At 56.0% G+C, this 19,316-nt stretch carries 15 protein-coding genes; 5 read left to right on the plus strand and 10 right to left on the minus strand.

From position 1 onward, the window contains the following. Positions 1-71: 71 nt before the first annotated feature. From KP707_RS08050 to KP707_RS08060, 3 genes are all read left to right on the plus strand, one after another. Positions 72-524, plus strand: a complete 453-nt coding sequence (locus KP707_RS08050; RefSeq protein ID WP_211502760.1) for a hypothetical protein — start codon at positions 72-74, stop codon at positions 522-524. A 155-nt stretch (positions 525-679) separates the two neighbouring features. Continuing rightward, positions 680-3,073 (plus strand): DEAD/DEAH box helicase, encoded by a 2,394-nt coding sequence (locus KP707_RS08055; RefSeq protein WP_249210249.1) that lies wholly within the window; start codon positions 680-682, stop codon positions 3,071-3,073. After that, entirely contained in the window at positions 3,048-4,391 is a 1,344-nt protein-coding gene (locus KP707_RS08060) for a class I SAM-dependent RNA methyltransferase (protein WP_099212230.1), read from the plus strand. The genes KP707_RS08055 and KP707_RS08060 overlap by 26 nt, the downstream gene beginning before the upstream one ends. On the opposite strand, the gene KP707_RS08065 is transcribed toward KP707_RS08060, so the two are convergent. The 8 genes from KP707_RS08065 to KP707_RS08100 form a co-directional block, all read right to left on the minus strand. Beyond that, positions 4,336-4,692, minus strand: a complete 357-nt coding sequence (locus KP707_RS08065; RefSeq protein WP_046901420.1) for an iron-sulfur cluster assembly accessory protein — start codon at positions 4,690-4,692, stop codon at positions 4,336-4,338. The two genes, KP707_RS08060 and KP707_RS08065, sit on opposite strands and share 56 nt — an antisense overlap. Before the next feature lie 17 nt (positions 4,693-4,709). Further along, entirely contained in the window at positions 4,710-5,078 is a 369-nt protein-coding gene (locus tag KP707_RS08070; RefSeq protein ID WP_064273147.1) for an SUF system Fe-S cluster assembly protein, read from the minus strand. Then, on the minus strand, positions 5,075-6,286 hold the full coding sequence (locus KP707_RS08075) for an aminotransferase class V-fold PLP-dependent enzyme (RefSeq protein ID WP_211502761.1): 1,212 nt from the start codon (positions 6,284-6,286) through the stop codon (positions 5,075-5,077). Before KP707_RS08075 ends, KP707_RS08070 begins: the two co-directional genes overlap by 4 nt. After that, positions 6,283-7,476, minus strand: coding sequence for a Fe-S cluster assembly protein SufD (sufD, locus tag KP707_RS08080; protein WP_211502762.1), 1,194 nt, complete (start codon positions 7,474-7,476; stop codon positions 6,283-6,285). The genes KP707_RS08075 and sufD overlap by 4 nt, the downstream gene beginning before the upstream one ends. Further along, entirely contained in the window at positions 7,473-8,243 is a 771-nt protein-coding gene (gene sufC, locus KP707_RS08085; protein ID WP_046901416.1) for a Fe-S cluster assembly ATPase SufC, read from the minus strand. Before sufC ends, sufD begins: the two co-directional genes overlap by 4 nt. A gap of 3 nt (positions 8,244-8,246) precedes the next feature. Next, positions 8,247-9,734 carry a Fe-S cluster assembly protein SufB gene (gene sufB / locus KP707_RS08090; protein ID WP_046901415.1) on the minus strand — a complete coding sequence of 496 codons (1,488 nt, stop codon included), beginning with the start codon at positions 9,732-9,734 and terminating at the stop codon, positions 8,247-8,249. A gap of 12 nt (positions 9,735-9,746) precedes the next feature. Continuing rightward, positions 9,747-10,229 carry an SUF system Fe-S cluster assembly regulator gene (locus KP707_RS08095; protein ID WP_211502846.1) on the minus strand — a complete coding sequence of 161 codons (483 nt, stop codon included), beginning with the start codon at positions 10,227-10,229 and terminating at the stop codon, positions 9,747-9,749. Between the two features lie 120 nt (positions 10,230-10,349). Then, positions 10,350-11,639 (minus strand): DUF445 domain-containing protein, encoded by a 1,290-nt coding sequence (locus KP707_RS08100; RefSeq protein WP_215751657.1) that lies wholly within the window; start codon positions 11,637-11,639, stop codon positions 10,350-10,352. Positions 11,640-11,764: 125 nt separating this feature from the next. Between KP707_RS08100 and KP707_RS08105 the strand changes: the two genes are divergently transcribed. Beyond that, a complete protein-coding gene (locus KP707_RS08105) occupies positions 11,765-14,530 on the plus strand; it encodes a phosphoenolpyruvate carboxylase (RefSeq protein WP_373687793.1) in 2,766 nt (921 codons plus the stop codon). A gap of 86 nt (positions 14,531-14,616) precedes the next feature. Next, on the plus strand, positions 14,617-16,206 hold the full coding sequence (locus KP707_RS08110) for a S10 family peptidase (RefSeq protein WP_099212220.1): 1,590 nt from the start codon (positions 14,617-14,619) through the stop codon (positions 16,204-16,206). A 442-nt stretch (positions 16,207-16,648) separates the two neighbouring features. On the opposite strand, the gene fusA is transcribed toward KP707_RS08110, so the two are convergent. Beyond that, positions 16,649-18,751 carry an elongation factor G gene (gene fusA / locus KP707_RS08115; protein ID WP_099212218.1) on the minus strand — a complete coding sequence of 701 codons (2,103 nt, stop codon included), beginning with the start codon at positions 18,749-18,751 and terminating at the stop codon, positions 16,649-16,651. A 166-nt stretch (positions 18,752-18,917) separates the two neighbouring features. Further along, entirely contained in the window at positions 18,918-19,220 is a 303-nt protein-coding gene (rpmB, locus tag KP707_RS08120; protein WP_007282133.1) for a 50S ribosomal protein L28, read from the minus strand. Positions 19,221-19,316 lie beyond the last annotated feature (96 nt).

The raw sequence follows: 19,316 nt of genomic DNA on the forward strand, positions 1-19,316 counted from the left end.
GGGTAACCTCCAGCCGATACATCAGGGATATCCCTGCTCTTCCTTCACCCACCTGACCATGACGAGGATCAATGACGGGTTCACTTCTCTGGAGCCTAGTGCTCGCAATCCATCTTCTGTGCATGACATACTGGATTGGCGGATCGATCTACTCCGCGTTGGTTGTCCGCTCCACAGTCGGCCTCCTTGACCCCGGACCACGCTCTTCGGTTCTTCTGCAAAACTACACACGCTTTTTCAAAGGTCTCTGGCAGGTTGTGCCTTTTTCCCTGGTGAGCGGTTGGGCGCTTGTTTTCCATGAAGGCGGCTTTGCTGCCGTAAACTGGACGATCAATGCCATGCAGCTGATCGGGATTGTCATGGCGGTGGTTTTCATAACGACAGTTCGCGGACCATTCCTGCGAGCCCGCCGGGCCATGCGCCCTCAGCCTGCTGTTTTTGATACTCTCAGAAACCGGATGGTTCTCATGGCTGGCCTTGGTCTTGTGAACATTCTGATTGCAGCCATGGCGCACGGCATGTGATTGTGGTAGCGATATGGCGCTTCATGGGCTGTATCGCTTGCCATTCCAGCGTTTAGCCGATAACGCACCACTTTAAAGTTGCGGGACATGTGCCCGCCCTCAACTCCGGTCCATTCCGTCAGGTCTGTACCGTCAACGAGAGTCTCGAGAGTCATTTGAGCGCGAAAACGACCTCCGGTCCTTCCAAGCCCCGTACCTCTGCCCCTGCAAAACGCGGACGCCCCGTAGGCAGCCGTGCGAAGGCAATCAAGAATTCCCCGATCGAAACGGAAGATGCCGATTCGGCTACTCCTGAGCCGGTCGTAGCTGAAAAGAAGCCTCGCGGTCGTCGTCCCGCAGCTCAAAAGACCGAGACAGAAGCCGTTGCCAAGACCGCAACACCTTCTCGTCGGCGCACGAAGGCAGTTGCAATCTCCGAAGAGGAAAGCGCACCAGAAACTGCTGAAGTTGCCCCAGTACGTCGTGGCCGTCGCCCCAAGAGCGAGACGGTTGATACCGACACTGTGAGCACTCCTCGCCGCAAGGCAAGCAAGCCAGCTCCGGAAACAACCGATTCCGTCGAAGCTGTTGCTCCGGAAGCAACCGAAACTCCTGCGCCCAAGCGCCGCGGTCGCAAGCCGAAGGTTGTGAGTGACGCTGTCGTTGAAGAAGTCGCAGCGCCTGCTCCCAAAAAACGCGGTCGTAAACCGAAAGTCGTTGCTGCTGAGGCTACACCTGAAGTCGTGGAGCCAGCAGAGACACCGAAGCCACGTCGCGGGCGTAAACCCAAAGCTGCTGTCGCAGCCGAGGTGTCCGCACCTGAACCAGCAGAAGCCGAAGCACGTCCTGAAGTTGCTCCTCCGGTAGAGGCAGCAGAGGCTCCAGCGAAAGCACCAGCTCGTCGTGGACGCCCTCGGAAGGTTCGGCCCGAGGCTGAAGCTCCGGTAACTGCGCCAGCTATTCCGGAAGTGGTCGCTGAGATTAAAGCTGAGCCGGCCCAAGCTGAAGTTGTAGTCGCTGTTGAGACCTCAGAAGACCGTCCGCGCTTTGCTGATCTAGGCCTTTCTGACGCCATCATGCGCGCCATTCAGGAACTCGGTTACGAGCATCCGACTCCTATTCAGGCTCAGGCTATCCCTGAAATTCTGAAGGGGCACGACGTTCTGGGTGTTGCTCAAACCGGAACGGGCAAGACAGCATCCTTCACGCTTCCGATGATCGAGAAGCTGTCTGGTTCTCGCGCTCGGGCCAGAATGCCGCGTTCGCTCATTCTTGAGCCGACACGTGAGCTGGCCCTCCAGGTTGCAGACAATTTCAAGCTTTACGGCAAGCACTTACGCCTGACCCATGCGCTGTTGATCGGCGGTGAAAGCATGGCAGAACAGCGCGAAGTTCTGAACCGTGGCGTGGACGTCCTGATTGCGACTCCGGGACGTCTTCTCGATCTATTCGGACGCGGCGGCCTGCTGCTGACACAGACAAGCACGCTCGTTATCGACGAAGCTGACCGTATGCTCGATATGGGATTCATTCCCGATATCGAAAAAATCGTCAGCTTGTTGCCTGCAAATCGCCAGACGCTTTTCTTCTCCGCCACTATGGCGCCGGAAATTCGTCGCCTTGCAGATGCATTCCTGAGAAATCCGGTACAGATCACGGTCTCCCGTCCATCTTCTGTCGCGACCACGATTGAAGAAGGCCTGATCGTCGTTGAAGAGGACGAGAAGCGTCGGGCACTTCGTAAGCTGCTTCAGGCGCAGAATGTTCAAAACGCCATTGTGTTCTGTAACCGCAAGCGCGACGTGGACATGCTTCAGCGTTATCTGACGAAGCACGGTTTCGCAGCGGGCCATCTGCATGGCGATCTTGCACAATCCTTACGCTTTTCAACGCTTGATAGCTTCAAGTCTGGAGAGCTGAAGATTCTGGTCTGCTCTGACGTTGCCGGGCGTGGAATTGACATCGGCGGTCTGTCGCATGTTTTCAATTTTGATCTGCCGTTCAATGCGGAAGACTATGTGCATCGCATCGGACGCACTGGTCGTGCCGGTAAGCATGGTCATGCCTTCAGCATTGCTGGACCGCGTGACCGCCGCCTCCTGGACGCAATTGAAACCCTGACAGGGAAGGTTATTCCCCGTCTGGAATTCGCCGGAATACAGTCCGTTGATTGGGCTCAGGAAGACGAGAATGGCCGTCTGATTCATACACCCAAGCAGGCACTCCCATCGCAGACTTCCGAAGAATCCAGCATCGAGGACGAATCGGAAGGACAGCGCCGTAACAAGCGCCGACGTGGAGGGCGCAAGCGCAATCGCACGGATCGTGACGAGACACAGGTGGCAAACGCGCCACAGCCTGTTGCAACCCCCGTTGCGCAGCCTGCTCCTCATGATCGCCAGTCCGTTGAACTTGCCCCTGCCTTTGAAAACGATGCGCCGAAGACAGGCTTTGGCGGCGATACACCTGCATTCATGCTGGTGCCTCGGCGACACAGGCTGTCGGTGGCAGCCGAAACAGACCTGACCCTTCCCGTTCAGCACGATGCTCGTCATTACGGTGATGAATAACCCCGGGACCGGAGCTTTTCCCCTCCGGATTGAAGGTTTAGGCGCTGCGGCTGACGGCGTGGCTCATCACGACGGGCATGTTCTTTTCATTCCTGGCACGTTGCCAGGAGAGGAAGTGCTAGCCCGTTTTTCTGGTACGCGCCCTGAACTGATTGAAATTACGGCTCCGTCGTCAGATAGAGTTGCACCTCCGTGCACTCTCTTTGGCGAATGCGGTGGCTGTGCGATTCAACAGATGTCATTGCCTGCGCTGCTGGACTGGAAGACAACGCGAGTCGCTGAAGCTCTAACAGCAGCGGGCTTTGAAGATCTTCCTGTTCCACAGCGTTATCAAACGCCGTCATACACGCGCCGACGCATGGACCTCGCGATCCAGCGTGTTCCAGGTGGCGTTATCCTCGGGCTTCATCGACGCAATGGCGATCCGGTGGATATGACGGAGTGTCATGTCCTGCACCCGACCCTTTTTGCTTTGCTGAAGCCACTCCGTGAGGTCCTGTCTTCTCTGGGTGCGTTGACCGGCCGTGGAGGCTTAGTCCTCAATCTTTTGGATAGTGGGCCAGACCTGACGCTTTCGACGCCAGCTGAGTTGACTACCGCTGACCGCACGAAACTTGCCGCCTTCGGGAGGCAACACGGACTGCCGCGGATTTCATGGCAAAACCCGAAAGATCGTTCTATTGAAACGGTCTCACAGACGCGGGCAGTCAAGGAAGCATTTGGAGGCGTGGAAATCACTCCGCCTCCTGCTGCCTTTCTTCAGGCGACTGAAGATGCGGAAAACGCCATTGTACAGGCTGTTGTTGATGGGCTTCCGCCACTCAACAAAAAAGATATCACAGTCGAGCTTTTCGCAGGCTGCGGTACTCTGACATTCCCCATGTCGGAAAAAGGCCGCGTAATAGCGTATGAAGGCGATCTTGCTGCTGCAACTTGCTTAAAGGCAGCAGCAGGCGGCCGACGGGTGGACGGATTCCATCGTGATCTTATGCGTCAGCCTCTTCTGCCTCAGGATCTGAAGTCAACGCGAGCTGTAGTTCTTGATCCGCCTTACGCTGGTGCTGGTGCACAGACAATGCCACTCGCCAAATCTGGCGTTAAAGACATTGTGTATGTGAGCTGTAATCCTGCTGCGTTGGAAAAAGATGGCCGCGCATTAAAAGAGGCAGGTTATTCAGTCCTGAACTGGACAATTGTGGACCAGTTCCTCTGGTCCACAGAAGTGGAAACGGTTCTGGTATTTTCACGTGATCCTAAACGGATCAAACGTGAAAACTCTCGCCGCAACCACAACGTCCCTTCTCATTTGGATTCCTGAAGGTAAATCCGGCTTCGAGATCCTTGATCTCGTAGTCCATGACTGTTCCCGTCAGAAAAAGTGTGGCCTTGCGATCAACAAGCAAGGTCACACCTTGATCTTCTACGCGCTCGTCCGTTACGGCTGGCTCATCCACAAAAGTCATTTCGTAAGACAGGCCTGAGCAGCCTCGCGTACCAACACCAATGCGTAAAAGTTGTCCCTGATGAGCGCCGGCATAGAGAACGCGCAACCTCTCAGCAGCACGATCAGACACAGACATCAGAGCGGGAAGTGGTCGACGTGTCAGGGTTTCAGACATGACTTTTGCCCCTCAGATCAGAACATATTAAGCGCAAGGCGCGCATCATCACTCATGCGGCTCATGTCCCACGGCGGATCCCATACGATTTCCACAGTGGCATTCGTCACATTTGGCACTTTCAGAATGGCGTCACGCACCATTTCCGGCAGTTCCTGAGCACTCGGGCAATTCGGAGCCGTCAGGGTCATTTCTACATTGACCCGGCCGTCATCATGCAGATCAATCGCGTAGATCAGACCCAGCTCATAAATGTTTACCGGGATTTCCGGATCATAAACGGTCGCGATGGCCGCTATAACAGCGTCCTGGTCCGGGCCGGTACCCTCACCTGTTACGGGAGTGCTCTCATCAATGGGGTGTTGTTCGGTCATGGCATCACTCATGTGAGCATCTTCCGTGCCCGTTCAAGGCCTGTGATCAGGACGTCAATCTCATCCTGTGTCGTGTAAATACCGAAGCTGGCGCGTGCCGTAGCATGCACACCGAGACGACGGACAAGCGGCTCCGCACAATGCTGACCAGCACGAATCGCAATTCCCAACTGATCCAGCAAGGTAGCGAGATCATGAGGATGAGCGCCGTCCATTACGAAGGACAGAACGCCACCACGAACCTGCGGAGACCCAAGAACTTTAAGCCCCTCAACCTCGCCCAGACGCTGCTCGGCATATGTGGTCAAGGCTGTTTCGTGACGAGAGATGGCGTCGTAGCCAATCCCCTCCACGAACTTAACGGCCGCGCCCAGACCAATCGTTTCCAGAATGGCAGGGGTTCCTGCTTCGAATTTATGAGGGACAGTCGCCCAGGTCGCACGCTCGAAGGAGACATTCTGGATCATCTCGCCACCACCCAGGAACGGTGGCATGGCATCTAGAAGCTCCCGCTTACCCCAGAGTACGCCGATACCTGTTGGCCCATAAAGCTTATGGCCAGTGAAGGTAAAAAAATCTGCTCCGATATCCTGCACATCGATTTTCCGATGTACGACAGACTGCGACCCATCAAACAGAATGCGTGCGCCATGAGCATGAGCGATTTCTGCCAGTCTTTTGGCAGGTGTGACGGTCCCCAGCACATTCGACATATGCGTAATGGATACGAGAGCGACATTGCCATCATCCAGAAGCGCTTCATACGCCTCAAGATCGATGTCACCACTCCCATCCATTGGGGCCACACGGAGTTCGATACCAACCCGGTCCCGCAACATGAGCCATGGGACAATATTGGCATGATGCTCCAGTTCTGAGATCAGAACCGCCTGCCCTGGCTTCATCAGAGAACCAAGACTATGCGCCACCAGATTGATGGCCTCTGTGCTGTTTCGCGTGAAGACAACCTCATGGCGGTCTGGCGCATTAATGAGCCCTGCGACAGCATCACGCGTACGTTCGTAAGCTTCTGTTGTCCGCTCACTCATCCAGTGCAAGCCGCGATGAATGTTGGCGTACTGATGATACGCCGCATCGCGCATGGCTTCGATCACGCATTCCGGCTTCTGGGCTGAAGCGGCGCTGTCGAGAAAGACGAGCGGACGACCATGCACCTGCTCAGACAGGATCGGAAACTGCGCGCGTACGGCCGGCGTCATGCTGTGATGCTCCGGATCAGTACGTCGCGAAGAGTCTCATCTGTTACGAGATCAAGTGCATCCAGAAGGAAGGCCTGAACGAGAATAGCGCGCGCTTCTGCTTCTGGCACACCACGAGAGCGCAGATAGAAAAGCTGCTCGTCATCCAGTGCTCCCACAGTCGCGCCATGGCTGCACTTTACGTCATCCGCGTAAATTTCCAGCTCAGGCTTACTGTTAATCTGCGCCTTCTCTGACAGAAGAAGCGCCTGATTCATCTGATAGCCGTCAGTCTTCTGGGCAACACGATCGACGAGAATCTTGCCTTGGAACACGCCCTGTCCGCTCTCGGAGAGCACAGTCTTAACCGTTTGGCGCGATCCACAATCAGGCGCTGCATGATGAATCATGGACGTCAGGTCGTTCAGGCGCGTGCCATCCACGATCTGAATTCCGTTCACATGGACCTGTGCATGGGCTTGGGTTAGCGTCGCAACAACTTCGTGCCGCGCCAGCTCACTACCCTGATTCAGGGTAAAGCTGTCGTAGTTTCCGTTCGCGTCCACGGATGCATAAACAAGAGCAAGATGCCCCGCGTCCGCGCCCTCACGCTGCAGTTTGACGTGATTCAGCTGGGCACCCTTCCCAACCACAATGTCAAACCGCGGATTAGTCACATACCGACCGTCCCCTGCGTTAACATCGAACACCGTCAGAGATGCACCGTCTTCCAGAACAATCTGATGGCGCAGGTGTGTGGAAATGGCGTTCCCTGAGGTGAGCGAAACGAGGACAAGCGTTCCAGCAGCAACGCCCGCAGGCACGCGAATGGACAAACCATCCTGACGCAGGGCTGCGTTGAGAATAGCTGAAAAGCGATCCTCTAACGGGTCAACGGCTTCACCCTGCGAACGAACGAGATTTTCCGAAAGGCGTGTTTGAGACACAGCCTCCAGCCCATTCGCGAAAACTACACGGCTTTCCGCCTCTGGTAACGCAAGTACATCCAACAGCGACTGCACGTCGTGATCCGACAGTGCAGGCGCTTCGTTCCACACCGTTTCCGTAAAGGCCCGCAGTGGCGTATATCGCCATGCCTCGACACGCCGCGTGGGAATCCCGCGCTCAGCCAGAACAGAGCCATGTCCCGCTGCACGCCCGACGAAAGCGCTCAGGGCTGGGGACGACTGAACTGCGGTCCCTGTACTCACGCTGCAGCCTCGAGGAACTGGGTGTAGCCCTGCTTTTCAAGCGTCTTCGCTACTTCCGGACCACCACTAAAGATGATCTTGCCCTTGGCCATGACATGCACACGGTCAGGAACGATGTAATCGAGCAGACGCTGATGATGCGTGATGACAAGCGCGGAGAAGTCTGGCCCGCGAAGAGAATTCACGCCATCTGCAACGATACGCAAGGCATCAATATCCAGACCACTGTCTGTCTCGTCGAGAATAGCGAAAGAGGGCTGCAGCAAGCGCATCTGGAGCACTTCATTGCGCTTCTTCTCACCGCCGGAGAAGCCTACATTAACAGCACGCTTAAGCATTTCGTCAGACATGGACAGACGCTTGGTCTCAGCCCGGACGGCCTTCAGGAACGCAACAGCGTCCAGTTCGTCTTCACCACGCGCACGGCGCACCGCATTTACGGCTGTCCGCAGAAAATTGGCGTTATTGACGCCCGGCAGCTCGACGGGAGACTGGAATGCGAGAAATACGCCCAGAGCCGCACGCTCTTCAGGGTCCAGAGCTAGAAGATCCTGACCTTTAAAGGTCGCGCTTCCGCCCGTTACTTCGTAGTCATCGCGGCCGGAAAGGACATAGGAGAGCGTAGATTTGCCGGAGCCATTTGGACCCATGATGGCATGGATTTCGCCCTTTGGAATTTCAAGGTCGATCCCTTTCAGGATTTCCTTTGGCGTCCCATCGGCATCAATGCGTGCTTCGAGGCCCTGGATCTTGAGAAAATCATTCATGTCTTAACCCACACTTCCTTCGAGGCTGACCTGGAGTAGCTTCTGAGCCTCGACCGCGAATTCCATTGGCAGCTCCTTGAGCACCTCGCGGCAAAATCCATTAACAATCAAACCAACTGCGTCTTCTTCAGAAAGCCCGCGAGAGCGACAGTAGAAAAGCTGGTCTTCGGAGATTTTAGACGTCGTTGCTTCGTGCTCGATACGCGCGGTCATGTTGCGGCTCTCGATATACGGAACCGTATGTGCACCACACTGATCACCGATCAGCAGACTGTCGCACTGCGTGAAATTGCGCGCATTGCGAGCCTTCGGCTGCATACGAACAAGACCACGATATGTGCTGTCAGAGCGACCGGCCGAGATGGTCTTGGCAATGATGGTCGAGCGCGTATTCGGCGCCAGATGAATCATTTTCGTACCTGTATCAGCCTGCTGGTGATTATTGGTCACAGCCACCGAGTAGAATTCGCCAACCGAGCCCTCGCCTGCCAAAACGCAGGATGGATACTTCCACGTAATCGCAGACCCGGTCTCAACCTGCGTCCAGGAAATTTTGGACCTTGCGCCGCGGCAGGCCCCGCGCTTCGTCACGAAGTTATAAATGCCACCGCGACCTTCGTCGTCTCCCGGATACCAGTTCTGCACCGTAGAGTACTTGATGGACGCATCATCCATCGCAATTAGCTCGACAACCGCCGCATGAAGCTGATTTTCATCTCTCTGAGGAGCCGTACACCCCTCCAGATAAGAGACGCTCGCCCCATCTTCGACGATAATCAGGGTCCGCTCGAACTGGCCGGTATTGCGGGCATTGATCCGGAAGTACGTGGAGAGTTCCATCGGGCAACGCACACCCTTTGGAACGAACACAAACGACCCGTCCGTAAAAACAGCGGAATTCAATGCTGCAAAAAAATTGTCAGCGGCTGGTACAACCGAACCAAGGTACTGCTTTACGAGATCCGGATGTTCGCGAATGGCATCCGAAATCGGGCAGAAGATGACACCAGCTTCTTCAAGCGTCTTGCGGAAGGTTGTCGCAACCGACACGCTGTCAAAAACAGCGTCAACGGCAACAGGCAGACGCTTCTGATCTTCAGCACCTTCTACACCAGCCAGCAACGCCTGCTCATGCAGCGGAATGCCTAGCTTGGCGTAGGTTTTGAGAAGTTCGGGATCGACTTCATCCAGACTTTTCGGGCCAGGCTTCTTCTTGGGCTGAGCGAAGTAATGCGCATCCTGATAATCAATCGGAGGGTGGCTGACTTTGGCCCATTCGGGCTCTTTCATTTCCAGCCACATGCGGAAAGCCTTGAGACGCCATTCCAGCATCCACTCAGGCTCTCTCTTACGCTCCGAGATCAGGCGAACCGTATCTTCATTCAGGCCCTTGGGAGCGATATCCATTTCGATATCAGTCTCGAAGCCCCACTCGTAACTGGACTTCGCGAGCTTTTCGACTGTCTCGCGGGTCTCCGTCACAGCTGGCATGATTTGGTGTCCTCAGTTGACCGGGTCAGCCACGGGGACTGGCCCGGCGCCGGTAGTGTCGAGAGAAGGCTCCTTGGGCGCCTTCCCGCTATGTAGAACGGAATGTCGGTCCATATCCGCAAGCGTAATACTGTTGAGCGTTCGGAGAATGGCGTCATTCACCATGTCCCATTGCCCCGAAAGGCCACATAGGGAGCTATGTTCGCACTCCCGACCGTCGCAGCAGGCTGTAATCGAAATCGGACCATCAACAACGGCGATAACCGTGGCGATCGTAATTTCTTCCAGCGCACCTGCCAGCCGATAACCGCCACGGGCCCCTCGATGAGAGATGACGAGTCCGCTCGAAGCCAAACCCTTAAGCAGCTTTGCAACGGTTGGCTCGGGTACTCCGGTCTCTCCTGCCAGCGCGGCGGCTGTTGCCAGACCCTCGTGCTGTCCGAGGTGGACAAGGAGGACGGTGGCATAATCGGCTAGTTTGGAGAGCCTCAGCATAGCTTGCACACTCACATTACATTCATTCAAGACTTATGAAGTCCTGATTAGGTTCCAGATGACCCATGCTGTCACAAAGGTCAAGAAGTTTGTGATGTCTTAAACGGAGTTATAACCTCTTCAGACACCGAAAAACAGGCGGGAGATCAGATCAAGGCCAGCTCCAGCCGAAAACCCGACGACAGTCCCGTTAACGCGAATATAGGCCAGATCCCGCCCTACACGTGCTTCCAGACGGCGCGCAAGGTCATCGCCATCCCATCCTGCCATGACATTGGCGATAAACCCGGAGAGCTTGTCTCTGACGCCAGGAAGCAGCTTCGAGACCATGCGCTCCACGGTCGTATTGATGCGCTCTCTCAGCGGATCATTTTCACGCATGGACGTTGCCAGGCCGGTAATCGCCGTATCCAGAACAGAGGCACTCCAACCGTCCTCTTTTGCGCAATCCTCTTCTGCCATCCGGCGGACGCGCTCCCAGAGCTCGCCGCTCCAGGCCTTCAGGCTGGAATGGGTCAGAACCGAGCCAATCGCTCGCGTCAGATCCTGTCGGCGATCCGGATCCGTTTCCATCCGATCGATTTCACCCCGCACCCACGTCGTGAAGCCATGCCGAATGTCCGAGTCCATCGGATCGATCCGTTCAATTTCTGCCTGAAGAGCCGTCAGAACCCGATTGGCAACGGATCCGCCAATGGCCCAGCCGAGGAAGCGTCCCCCCTGTTCACGCACCCGCTCCTCGACGAACTGCCTCAGATCACCTTCCTTGGCAGCGACCGTGGCCTTGAGCTTTGCCAGAAGGAAGGAGAGCACTTCCTGATGCATCTCACTGTCCACCATTGCCCTCATGGCGCGAGAGACGAGTGGCGCGATTTCCTCACCATTGAGCAGGACCGGCAGCGCGCGCGATAGAGCAGCACTCGCCCGACCGTCCTCAAGGCGATCAAACAGGCTGGGGATACTGGCGCGCAGCGTGGCGACAAGTGTCTGTCGGGTAGATGGCTCGCTGAGGGCGTCCGCAATCAAACCTGGCAGATCAATCTTGGAGAGGGCCCGATGAACGTCGGCATCCGTAAAGAACTGACCGGACACAAACCGGCCCAGCGCCTGCCCTAGCCGCACCTTCTGTCTGGGAAGGATAGCCGTATGAGGAATAGGAAGTCCCATCGGATGTCGGAACAGGGCCGTCACTGCAAACCAGTCCGCCAAGCCTCCGACAACGCCAGCTCGTGAGCCTGCCCGGAGCACGCCTAACGCCAGGCTATCGTCGTAGAAATGTCTGGCCGCGAGATAGGTCGTGCCTGTGGCAACCGCGCCCATGCCGATCAGAAGGCCTCCGGCCAATCTTGTTGGCGAAGATCCTTTCTGCGGAGTGGCCTGACTGACATCTTTCTTCATATCCGGATGCATGAAGCCTCCGATAGCATCATCCGGACGCACTGTCGCGTCCGCAACAAGGTTGCGCTTACAGGCCGGGCATGGAACATAACTTGCCCGTTTTCAATTTACCTCCCGCAGAAGCGAGACTGCTCCCGATGTCTGACTGCGCCTCCCGGCACGACACATCCCTTTCCGACCGCATCGACGCCATGACCACGCGCCTGACACAGGAACGCAACGGTCTTAGTGATCTGATTGCCTCCATTGGTGATGAACTGTCCATCGGAAAAGGTGAGAAAATCGAGGAGCTGGAACACACAGTTCGAACATTGCGGGACGAATATTTTTCGCAGCGTGCCGCTCATCTTCGCCAATATGTCGGTCTTGAAGATGCGGACCCGACAGAGCGTCTGAAGCAGGTTGCTGCCAAACTGGTCGAGCAGGCACCGTCGCCGGAAGCCCTGACCAAACCAGCAATTGCTGCTGTCTTTACAGCTCACCCAACGTTTGCTCTGGCTGACCACGTCTATGCGCTCATGGCCGAACGTGCCTCCAATCCGGAAGCGCCTCTCCCATGCCTGACAACACATCGCCGGTCGGCACCGCCGACACTTGCCGATGAGCAGTCCCTCGCCCTGGCTGCCGTTTTGCGTGGCCGCGATGCCCTTGATGAGCTCACGACATCTCTCATTGAAAAAATGACATCCCGGTGGGCGAACGAGGCGGATCATGTGGATCCCTCACCCGTCATTCTCGCAAGCTGGGTCGGTTTTGATACAGACGGGCGCAATGACATTGGCTGGTGGGACACAATTCGCATCCGTCTGGAACTCAAACTTGCGCAGCTTGAACGTCTTGAATCGGGCCTGACTGAACTCCGCCTTCAGGACACGGCACTGGCGATGCGTGTTCGCCGCGCCATGGAAGCGGTCCGGACACAACATGCCGCATGTCCGAGAAGCAAAAGTGCTACCCCCGAAGACATTCGCGACTTTGCACAGACCCTGATCGCGCACCGCGAAAAAGCACTGTTGGACGCGAAAGAACTCCAGCCCTTCTTCCGAGATGCCGCATCGGGACTGGAAGCGTCAGATGCCCTGCGACTGCGCACACTCCGGGCTGGGTTCATGAGCCACGGTCTTGGTATTGCGCATATCCACACGCGACTGAATGCCGCTCAAATCTATAACGTTGCAAGAACGCGCCTCGGTCTGACGGACGACCCGGCTCTTCCGTCTCGCCGTCGAGTGCTGCTGTCTCGAATCAACGATGCCCTCGATGATCTAACAGCGCGCCATGTCGATTTTGGCTCTCTGCTCGTCGAGCCGGCATCGGCCGCGCGCCTGATGATGACGATGGCGCAGATTCTCAAGCACATCGATACCGGCTCCCCCATCCGTTTCCTTATTGCTGAAACAGAAAGCGGATACACGCTGCTGGCCACGCTGTGGCTCGCCCGCCTGTTCGGCATTCAGGATCATCAGATCGAAATTTCTCCTCTTTTCGAGACAGAAAGCGCACTCGAAAACGGAGAGACTATCCTTGAAGAAGCGTTCCGCTCCCCACACTGGCGGGATTACCTCCGCGCGAATGGCAGGCTATCCCTGCAGTTCGGTTATTCGGACTCGGGTCGATATGTCGGGCAGTTAGCTGCCACGAATCTGGTTGAGCGCCTGCGGATGCGGACGCTGGACCTGCTGAAAGAACATGATCTCGAAGACGTTGCCCTCACACTGTTCGACACCCATGGCGAAAGTATCGGCCGCGGCGCCCATCCTTTCAGTCTTCGTCAGCGTCTGGACTATTTTTCTCCGGCAAGAACGCGGATTGCATTCCAGAATGCTGGTGTCGGCTGCCGTGTAGAAACCGCATTCCAGGGTGGTGACGGCTATACGCTGTTCGGAACGGGAAGCATTGCAGCCTCCACGATTGCGACATTGGCCGAGCATGTGGCGCACGTTCCGACGAGCGTAAATGATCCAGTCTATGAACGCCCGGACTTTGCAGCAGACTTCTTTTCGACCATCGCGCTGGACATGGGCGCTCTGGTCAACGATCCGGGATATGCAGCACTATTGAGTGCTTTCGGACCATCCCTGATCGACAAGACAGGCTCCCGTCCCTCTGCACGTCAGTCTGACGCCGCTACAGTGACGCGCATCACGCATCCAAGTCAGCTACGTGCTATCCCGAACAATGCGATCCTTCAGCAGCTTGGCTGGTGGGCCAATGTGCTGCATGGACTTGGAAGTGCGGCGCAGCGTCATCCGGAAACATTCGAGCAGTTTGTCACCAGTTCGCCACGTTTCCGCGAAGCCATGGACTTTGCTCGACAGGCCTTGGCTCACTCCGATCTGGAAGTCCTGCGTGCAACAATACGTCAGCTTGATCCGGGGACCTGGCTGGATCGGGCCTCCAAGGCGCAGGACGAAGAAGAGCGTCAGAATTTCCTGACCATTTCCCATGGATTGGAAGTTCTACGTTTCTGGACGAGCGCACCGGCAATGTTCCGCCGTATCCAGACGGATCATATTGCCCTGCGCGCCGCGTGGCCCGATGCACCGCATATGGAGCCCCGCGAAAAGTTGCTGCACGCCATCCGCTTTGCACTGATTGATCGCCTGTGGGTTCTGTCTACGCGCATTCCCTATTTTGGCCCTCGCAATAGCCTGACACGTGATTCCATCACCAACCTGATCCTGTGTCTGGATATCCCGCGATCTCTGCATCTGCTGGATGACCTCTTCCCGGTCTCTGGCCCAAGCGTAGCCAATCTGGACTTCGGCGAGCCAGGCGACGCAGGTGAAGAAAGTGGTTTTGCCCGGGAACACCGGGAAATTTTCCAGCCGCTGGAACGATCGTTCAACCTGCTACGGGAAATCGGCGTGGCAATCATGCATACGAACCGTGCATTCGGTTAAGAACGAAACATTATAACATCTGGCTTGTCTGCAAGTCAGCTATGCGTTTAGAGAAGGGCAGAACACTTAACACAAGGCCCTTCTGAATGCTTCGCAAGGCTCTCTTCCTGGGTGTTGCCATGATGGTAACACCCGCTCTTGCCGCTGAACCCGCCAAGGACACTCCTGCCCCCAATGCCGACAGCGTTACACGCGGCACGGTAGTCGTGGATGGCTCGACCATTCCTTATCAGGCTGTTGCCGGGACCATTCTCGTGCACGGGTCAGAATACAATGATTCCAATGAGGTTCTGACCAAGCGCGGCATCAAGGTTGAAGCCGGCAAAGACGACAGCGACAAGAACCCGCCTGTCGCATCGATGTTCTATACCGCCTACTTCAAGGATGGCGCTCCATCAGCGAAGCGTCCCATTACCTTCCTGTATAACGGCGGGCCTGGGTCGGCGTCTGTCTGGGTTCATATGGGGACGTTCGGGCCACGTCGCGTCAACACACCCGGTGACCAGCATCTTCCCGCCGCGCCTTACGCTCTCATCAACAATCCCCAGTCTCTACTGGACGTGTCTGACGTTGTGTTTGTCGATGCTCCGGGAACCGGCTTCTCGCGTATTGCGGGCAAGGATGCAGCCAAGGAGTTCCTTGGTGTCGATGGTGACGGAGAAGCATTCACCCACTTCATCTCGAAGTTTCTTGCAAAGTACCACCGCTACAATTCGCCCAAATACCTGTTTGGCGAAAGCTACGGCACCATGCGCTCCGCAGTCGTCATCAATGATCTGGAGCAGGAAGAGAACATCGATTTCAATGGTGTCATCCTGCTCTCCCAGATCCTGAATTACGACAACAGCGCTGATGCACCGCAGTTCAACCCTGGCGTTGATGACCCGTATGTTCTCGCTCTACCCACCTATGCTGCGACGGCGTGGTATCATCATTGCCTGCCACAGCAGCACCCGGACCTGAAGGCCTTCCTGAAGGAAGTCGAGCATTTTGCTGTGACGGATTATACCGTTGCGCTCCGTCAGGGAGCAGACCTGCCGGAAAGCGAGCGTCAGGCCATCGCAGAGAAGCTCCACACCTACACTGGCCTGCCGGTGGACTATATTCTGCGCTCTGATCTCCGCGTGAACGGCGGCCAGTTCGAACAGCAGCTTCAGGCTGCAACGGGAATGGCAACAGGTCGCCTCGATACGCGGTATTCCAGCCCGACGCTTGATCCGATGACGAAGGAAGCGGATTACGATCCGCAGTCCAGCGCTATCAGTTCTGCCTATGTTTCGGTCTTCAATGACTATGTGCGGAACACTCTGAAGTACGGCACAGACGAAACCTACCGCCTCTTCAATCCTGAAGGGAACTGGGACAACAAACATACCCAACCAGGACATGGCTATCAGCCCAAAGGCGTTCCCAATGTCATGAGCGACCTTGCCATGGCAATCAAGACGAACCCGAACCTGCATGTGATGCTAAACGGTGGCTACTACGATCTCGCAACGCCTTACTACGAAGGTATTTACGAGATGAAGCATCTTCCGATGGCTACCAGCCTTCAGAAGAACATCGAATACGCTCAGTATTCGTCCGGACACATGGTCTACGTAGACCCGGCAGCCTTGCAGCAGCTTCATGACAATGTCGCAGCGTTTATCCGCCGGACAGACAATCTGCACTGATCTCAAGCGTTTTCAGAAAAGGCGACGGAGGGGCAACCTTTCATCGCCTTTTATTATGCGTCATCAGGCTCGCCTATTTAAACAAAAACTCTGGCGAGGCGTCTGATTAAAAACTCGCATACACGCTACGGCTCGATCGCTGGGGTGACCTTTTCAAGCGAACATTTAGTCTAGACGCCAACGTTGGGACAGCCTGCGTCAGATGAAGAGCGACACTATCAGAAGCCTGTAAAAGCTGGCGCTCCTAAGTGCTAACACTCGCAGAAGAAAACCTAACAAGACGAGAAACACTCTGCTTGCAGAAAATTATTCGTGGAAAGAGCAGCGATAACAGACGCTTGCGTTTCAGGCAGCGGTATCCAGGTGTCTTTATAAAATATAGCAATAAAAAACCCCGCCAGATTGCTCTGGCGGGGTCAGATGTCTCACCGAGGTGAAAAAATCAGGCGGACTTCGCCATGATTTCTTCAGCCACGTTACGAGGAACAGCCTCGTAGTGGTGGAACTGCATGGTGAAGGATGCACGACCCTTCGTTGCAGAACGCAGATGGGAAATGTAGCCGAACATTTCCTTCAGCGGCACCTGGGAACGGATCATCACGGTCGAACCAGACGTTTCCTGGCTCTGGATGATGCCGCGGCGACGGTTAAGATCGCCAACAACGTCACCTACGTGATCGTTCGGGGTCGTGACTTCAACGTCCATGATCGGCTCAAGAATCACCGGACCGGCGTTCTTCATACCTTCACGGAAGGCAGCCTTGGCGGCGATTTCGAAGGCCAGAGCCGACGAGTCAACGTCATGGTACTTACCGTCGAGCAGCGTGAACTGGAAGTCCACCGTCGGGAAGCCAGCGAGAACACCCGTGGTGCTCTGCATCCGGATGCCCTTTTCGACAGCCGGGATGTATTCCTTCGGAACCGTACCACCGACAACCTTGTTGGTGAACACGATCTCGTCCGGCTTGTCAGACGGAGCGAACTCAATCTTGACTTCAGCGTACTGACCCGAACCACCCGACTGCTTCTTGTGGGTGTACGTCTCAATGTGGGACTTCGTGATCGTCTCACGATAGGCCACCTGAGGCGCGCCAATGTTGGCATCAACACCGTATTCACGACGCAGACGGTCAACAATGATGTCCAGGTGAAGCTCACCCATGCCGGACAGGATGGTCTGACCCGTTTCCTGATCGGTCTTGAGGTGCAGGGACGGATCTTCAGCCGTCAGCTTCTGCAGTGCCAGCGTCATCTTCTCGACGCCGTCCTTGGTCTTCGGCTCGACAGAGATGTCGATAACCGGAACCGGGAACTGCATACGCTCCAGAACCACCGGATCAGCGGCATCAGCCAACGTGTCACCCGTGACCGTGTCCTTCAGACCAACGAACGCAGCAATGTCGCCCGCACCAACGGACTTCACTTCCTGACGCTTGTCAGCATGCATCTGGAACATGCGGCCAACGCGTTCCTTGTGCCCCTTCGTCGTGTTCAGGATCGTGTCGCCAGCGTTCAGAACGCCGCGATAGACGCGAACGAAGGTCAGCGTGCCGTACTTGTCGGAAATGATCTTGAACGCAAGGCCAGCGAACTTGCCATCCGGATCGACAGGAACGATCGGCAGGAAGTCTTCGTCAACCTCTTCGCCTTCCGGCGGAGCAATGCGGATGCCTTCAACTTCGTCCGGAGCCGGAAGATAGTCGATGACCGCATCGAGCAGAGGCTGAACGCCCTTGTTCTTGAAGGCCGTACCACACATGACGGGACGGAACTCACCGGAGATTGCACCCTTCTTGATGCACTTCTTCAGCGTTGCGACGTCAACGTCGCCCTTCTCGAAGTACTCTTCCATGGCGTCGTTATCGACGGCAAGAGCGGTGTCGAGCAGGGTCTGGCGAGCTTCCTCAGCCTTTTCCTTCAGGTCAGCCGGGATCTCTTCGTAATGGAACTTGGCGCCGAGTTCGCCGCCTTCCCACACGATGGCGCGCATCTCGACCAGATCGACAACACCAACGAAGTTTTCCTCAGCGCCGATCGGCAGCTGCAGCGGAACTGCAACGATGTCCAGCTTCTCTTTCAGCGTGCTGAAAGCATAATAGAAGTCTGCACCCGTACGATCGAGCTTGTTGATGAAGATGACGCGCGGGACGTTGTAGCGGTCAGCAAGACGCCAGTTGGTCTCGGACTGCGGCTGCACGCCAGCAACACCTTCAATCACGAAGATAGCGCCATCGAGCACGCGGAGCGAGCGGTTCACTTCGATGTTGAAGTCGATGTGGCCCGGGGTGTCGATGATGTTGATGCGGTGGTCGTTCCACTCACACGTCACGGCAGCGGACGTGATGGTGATGCCGCGCTCACGCTCCTGCGCCATGTAATCGGTGGTGGTGTTACCGTCGTGCACTTCACCGATCTTATGGGAGACACCCGTGTAATACAGGATGCGCTCGGTCGTGGTGGTCTTACCAGCATCGATATGAGCGGTAATACCGATATTGCGGATCTTCGAGAGAGCCGATTTGGCTTCCTGAACGCTTTCGGACACGGAGAACCTCCAAAAAACAATAAAAGGTGTTTCAGTCTGGACTGAAACACCTCCGCTGCGGCTCGTTAAAGCCGAACCTGATTTGTCCCAGTGGCGGCTGAATGACCCAGACCGCCATGGTTTTCAAGAGTAATCTTTATGAACCAGCCGAAGCCGGAAAGATTTCTCAGGCTGTCTGTGCAGCCTTACGCTCCTGAACACGCAGGATACGACGCTTGATGACCTGAGCTTCTTCAGGAAGCTTGCGGTTTGGCGTTCCCAGCAGGAACGAATCCAGCCCACCATTGTGCTCGATCGTACGGATACCGTTGGTTGACAGGCGCATGCGCACTGAAGAACCAAGAATATCGGAGATCATCGTGGTCTCCTGCAGATTCGGGAGAAAACGACGGCGGGACTTGTTATTGGCGTGGCTGACGTTATTGCCCGTCAGCACGCCCTTGCCCGTGACCTGGCAACGGCGAGACATGGTAGCACTTTCCTCGATGCTGGATGACGCAGGACAGCGGAGGCCCGGCGCGTTCCGTAAATCAGGCGCGGCTTATCGCGAACGAGAGGGCTTTCG

This window comes from Gluconobacter sp. P5E10 (genome assembly GCF_018812145.1).
GTDB classification, from domain to species: domain Bacteria; phylum Pseudomonadota; class Alphaproteobacteria; order Acetobacterales; family Acetobacteraceae; genus Gluconobacter; species Gluconobacter cerinus.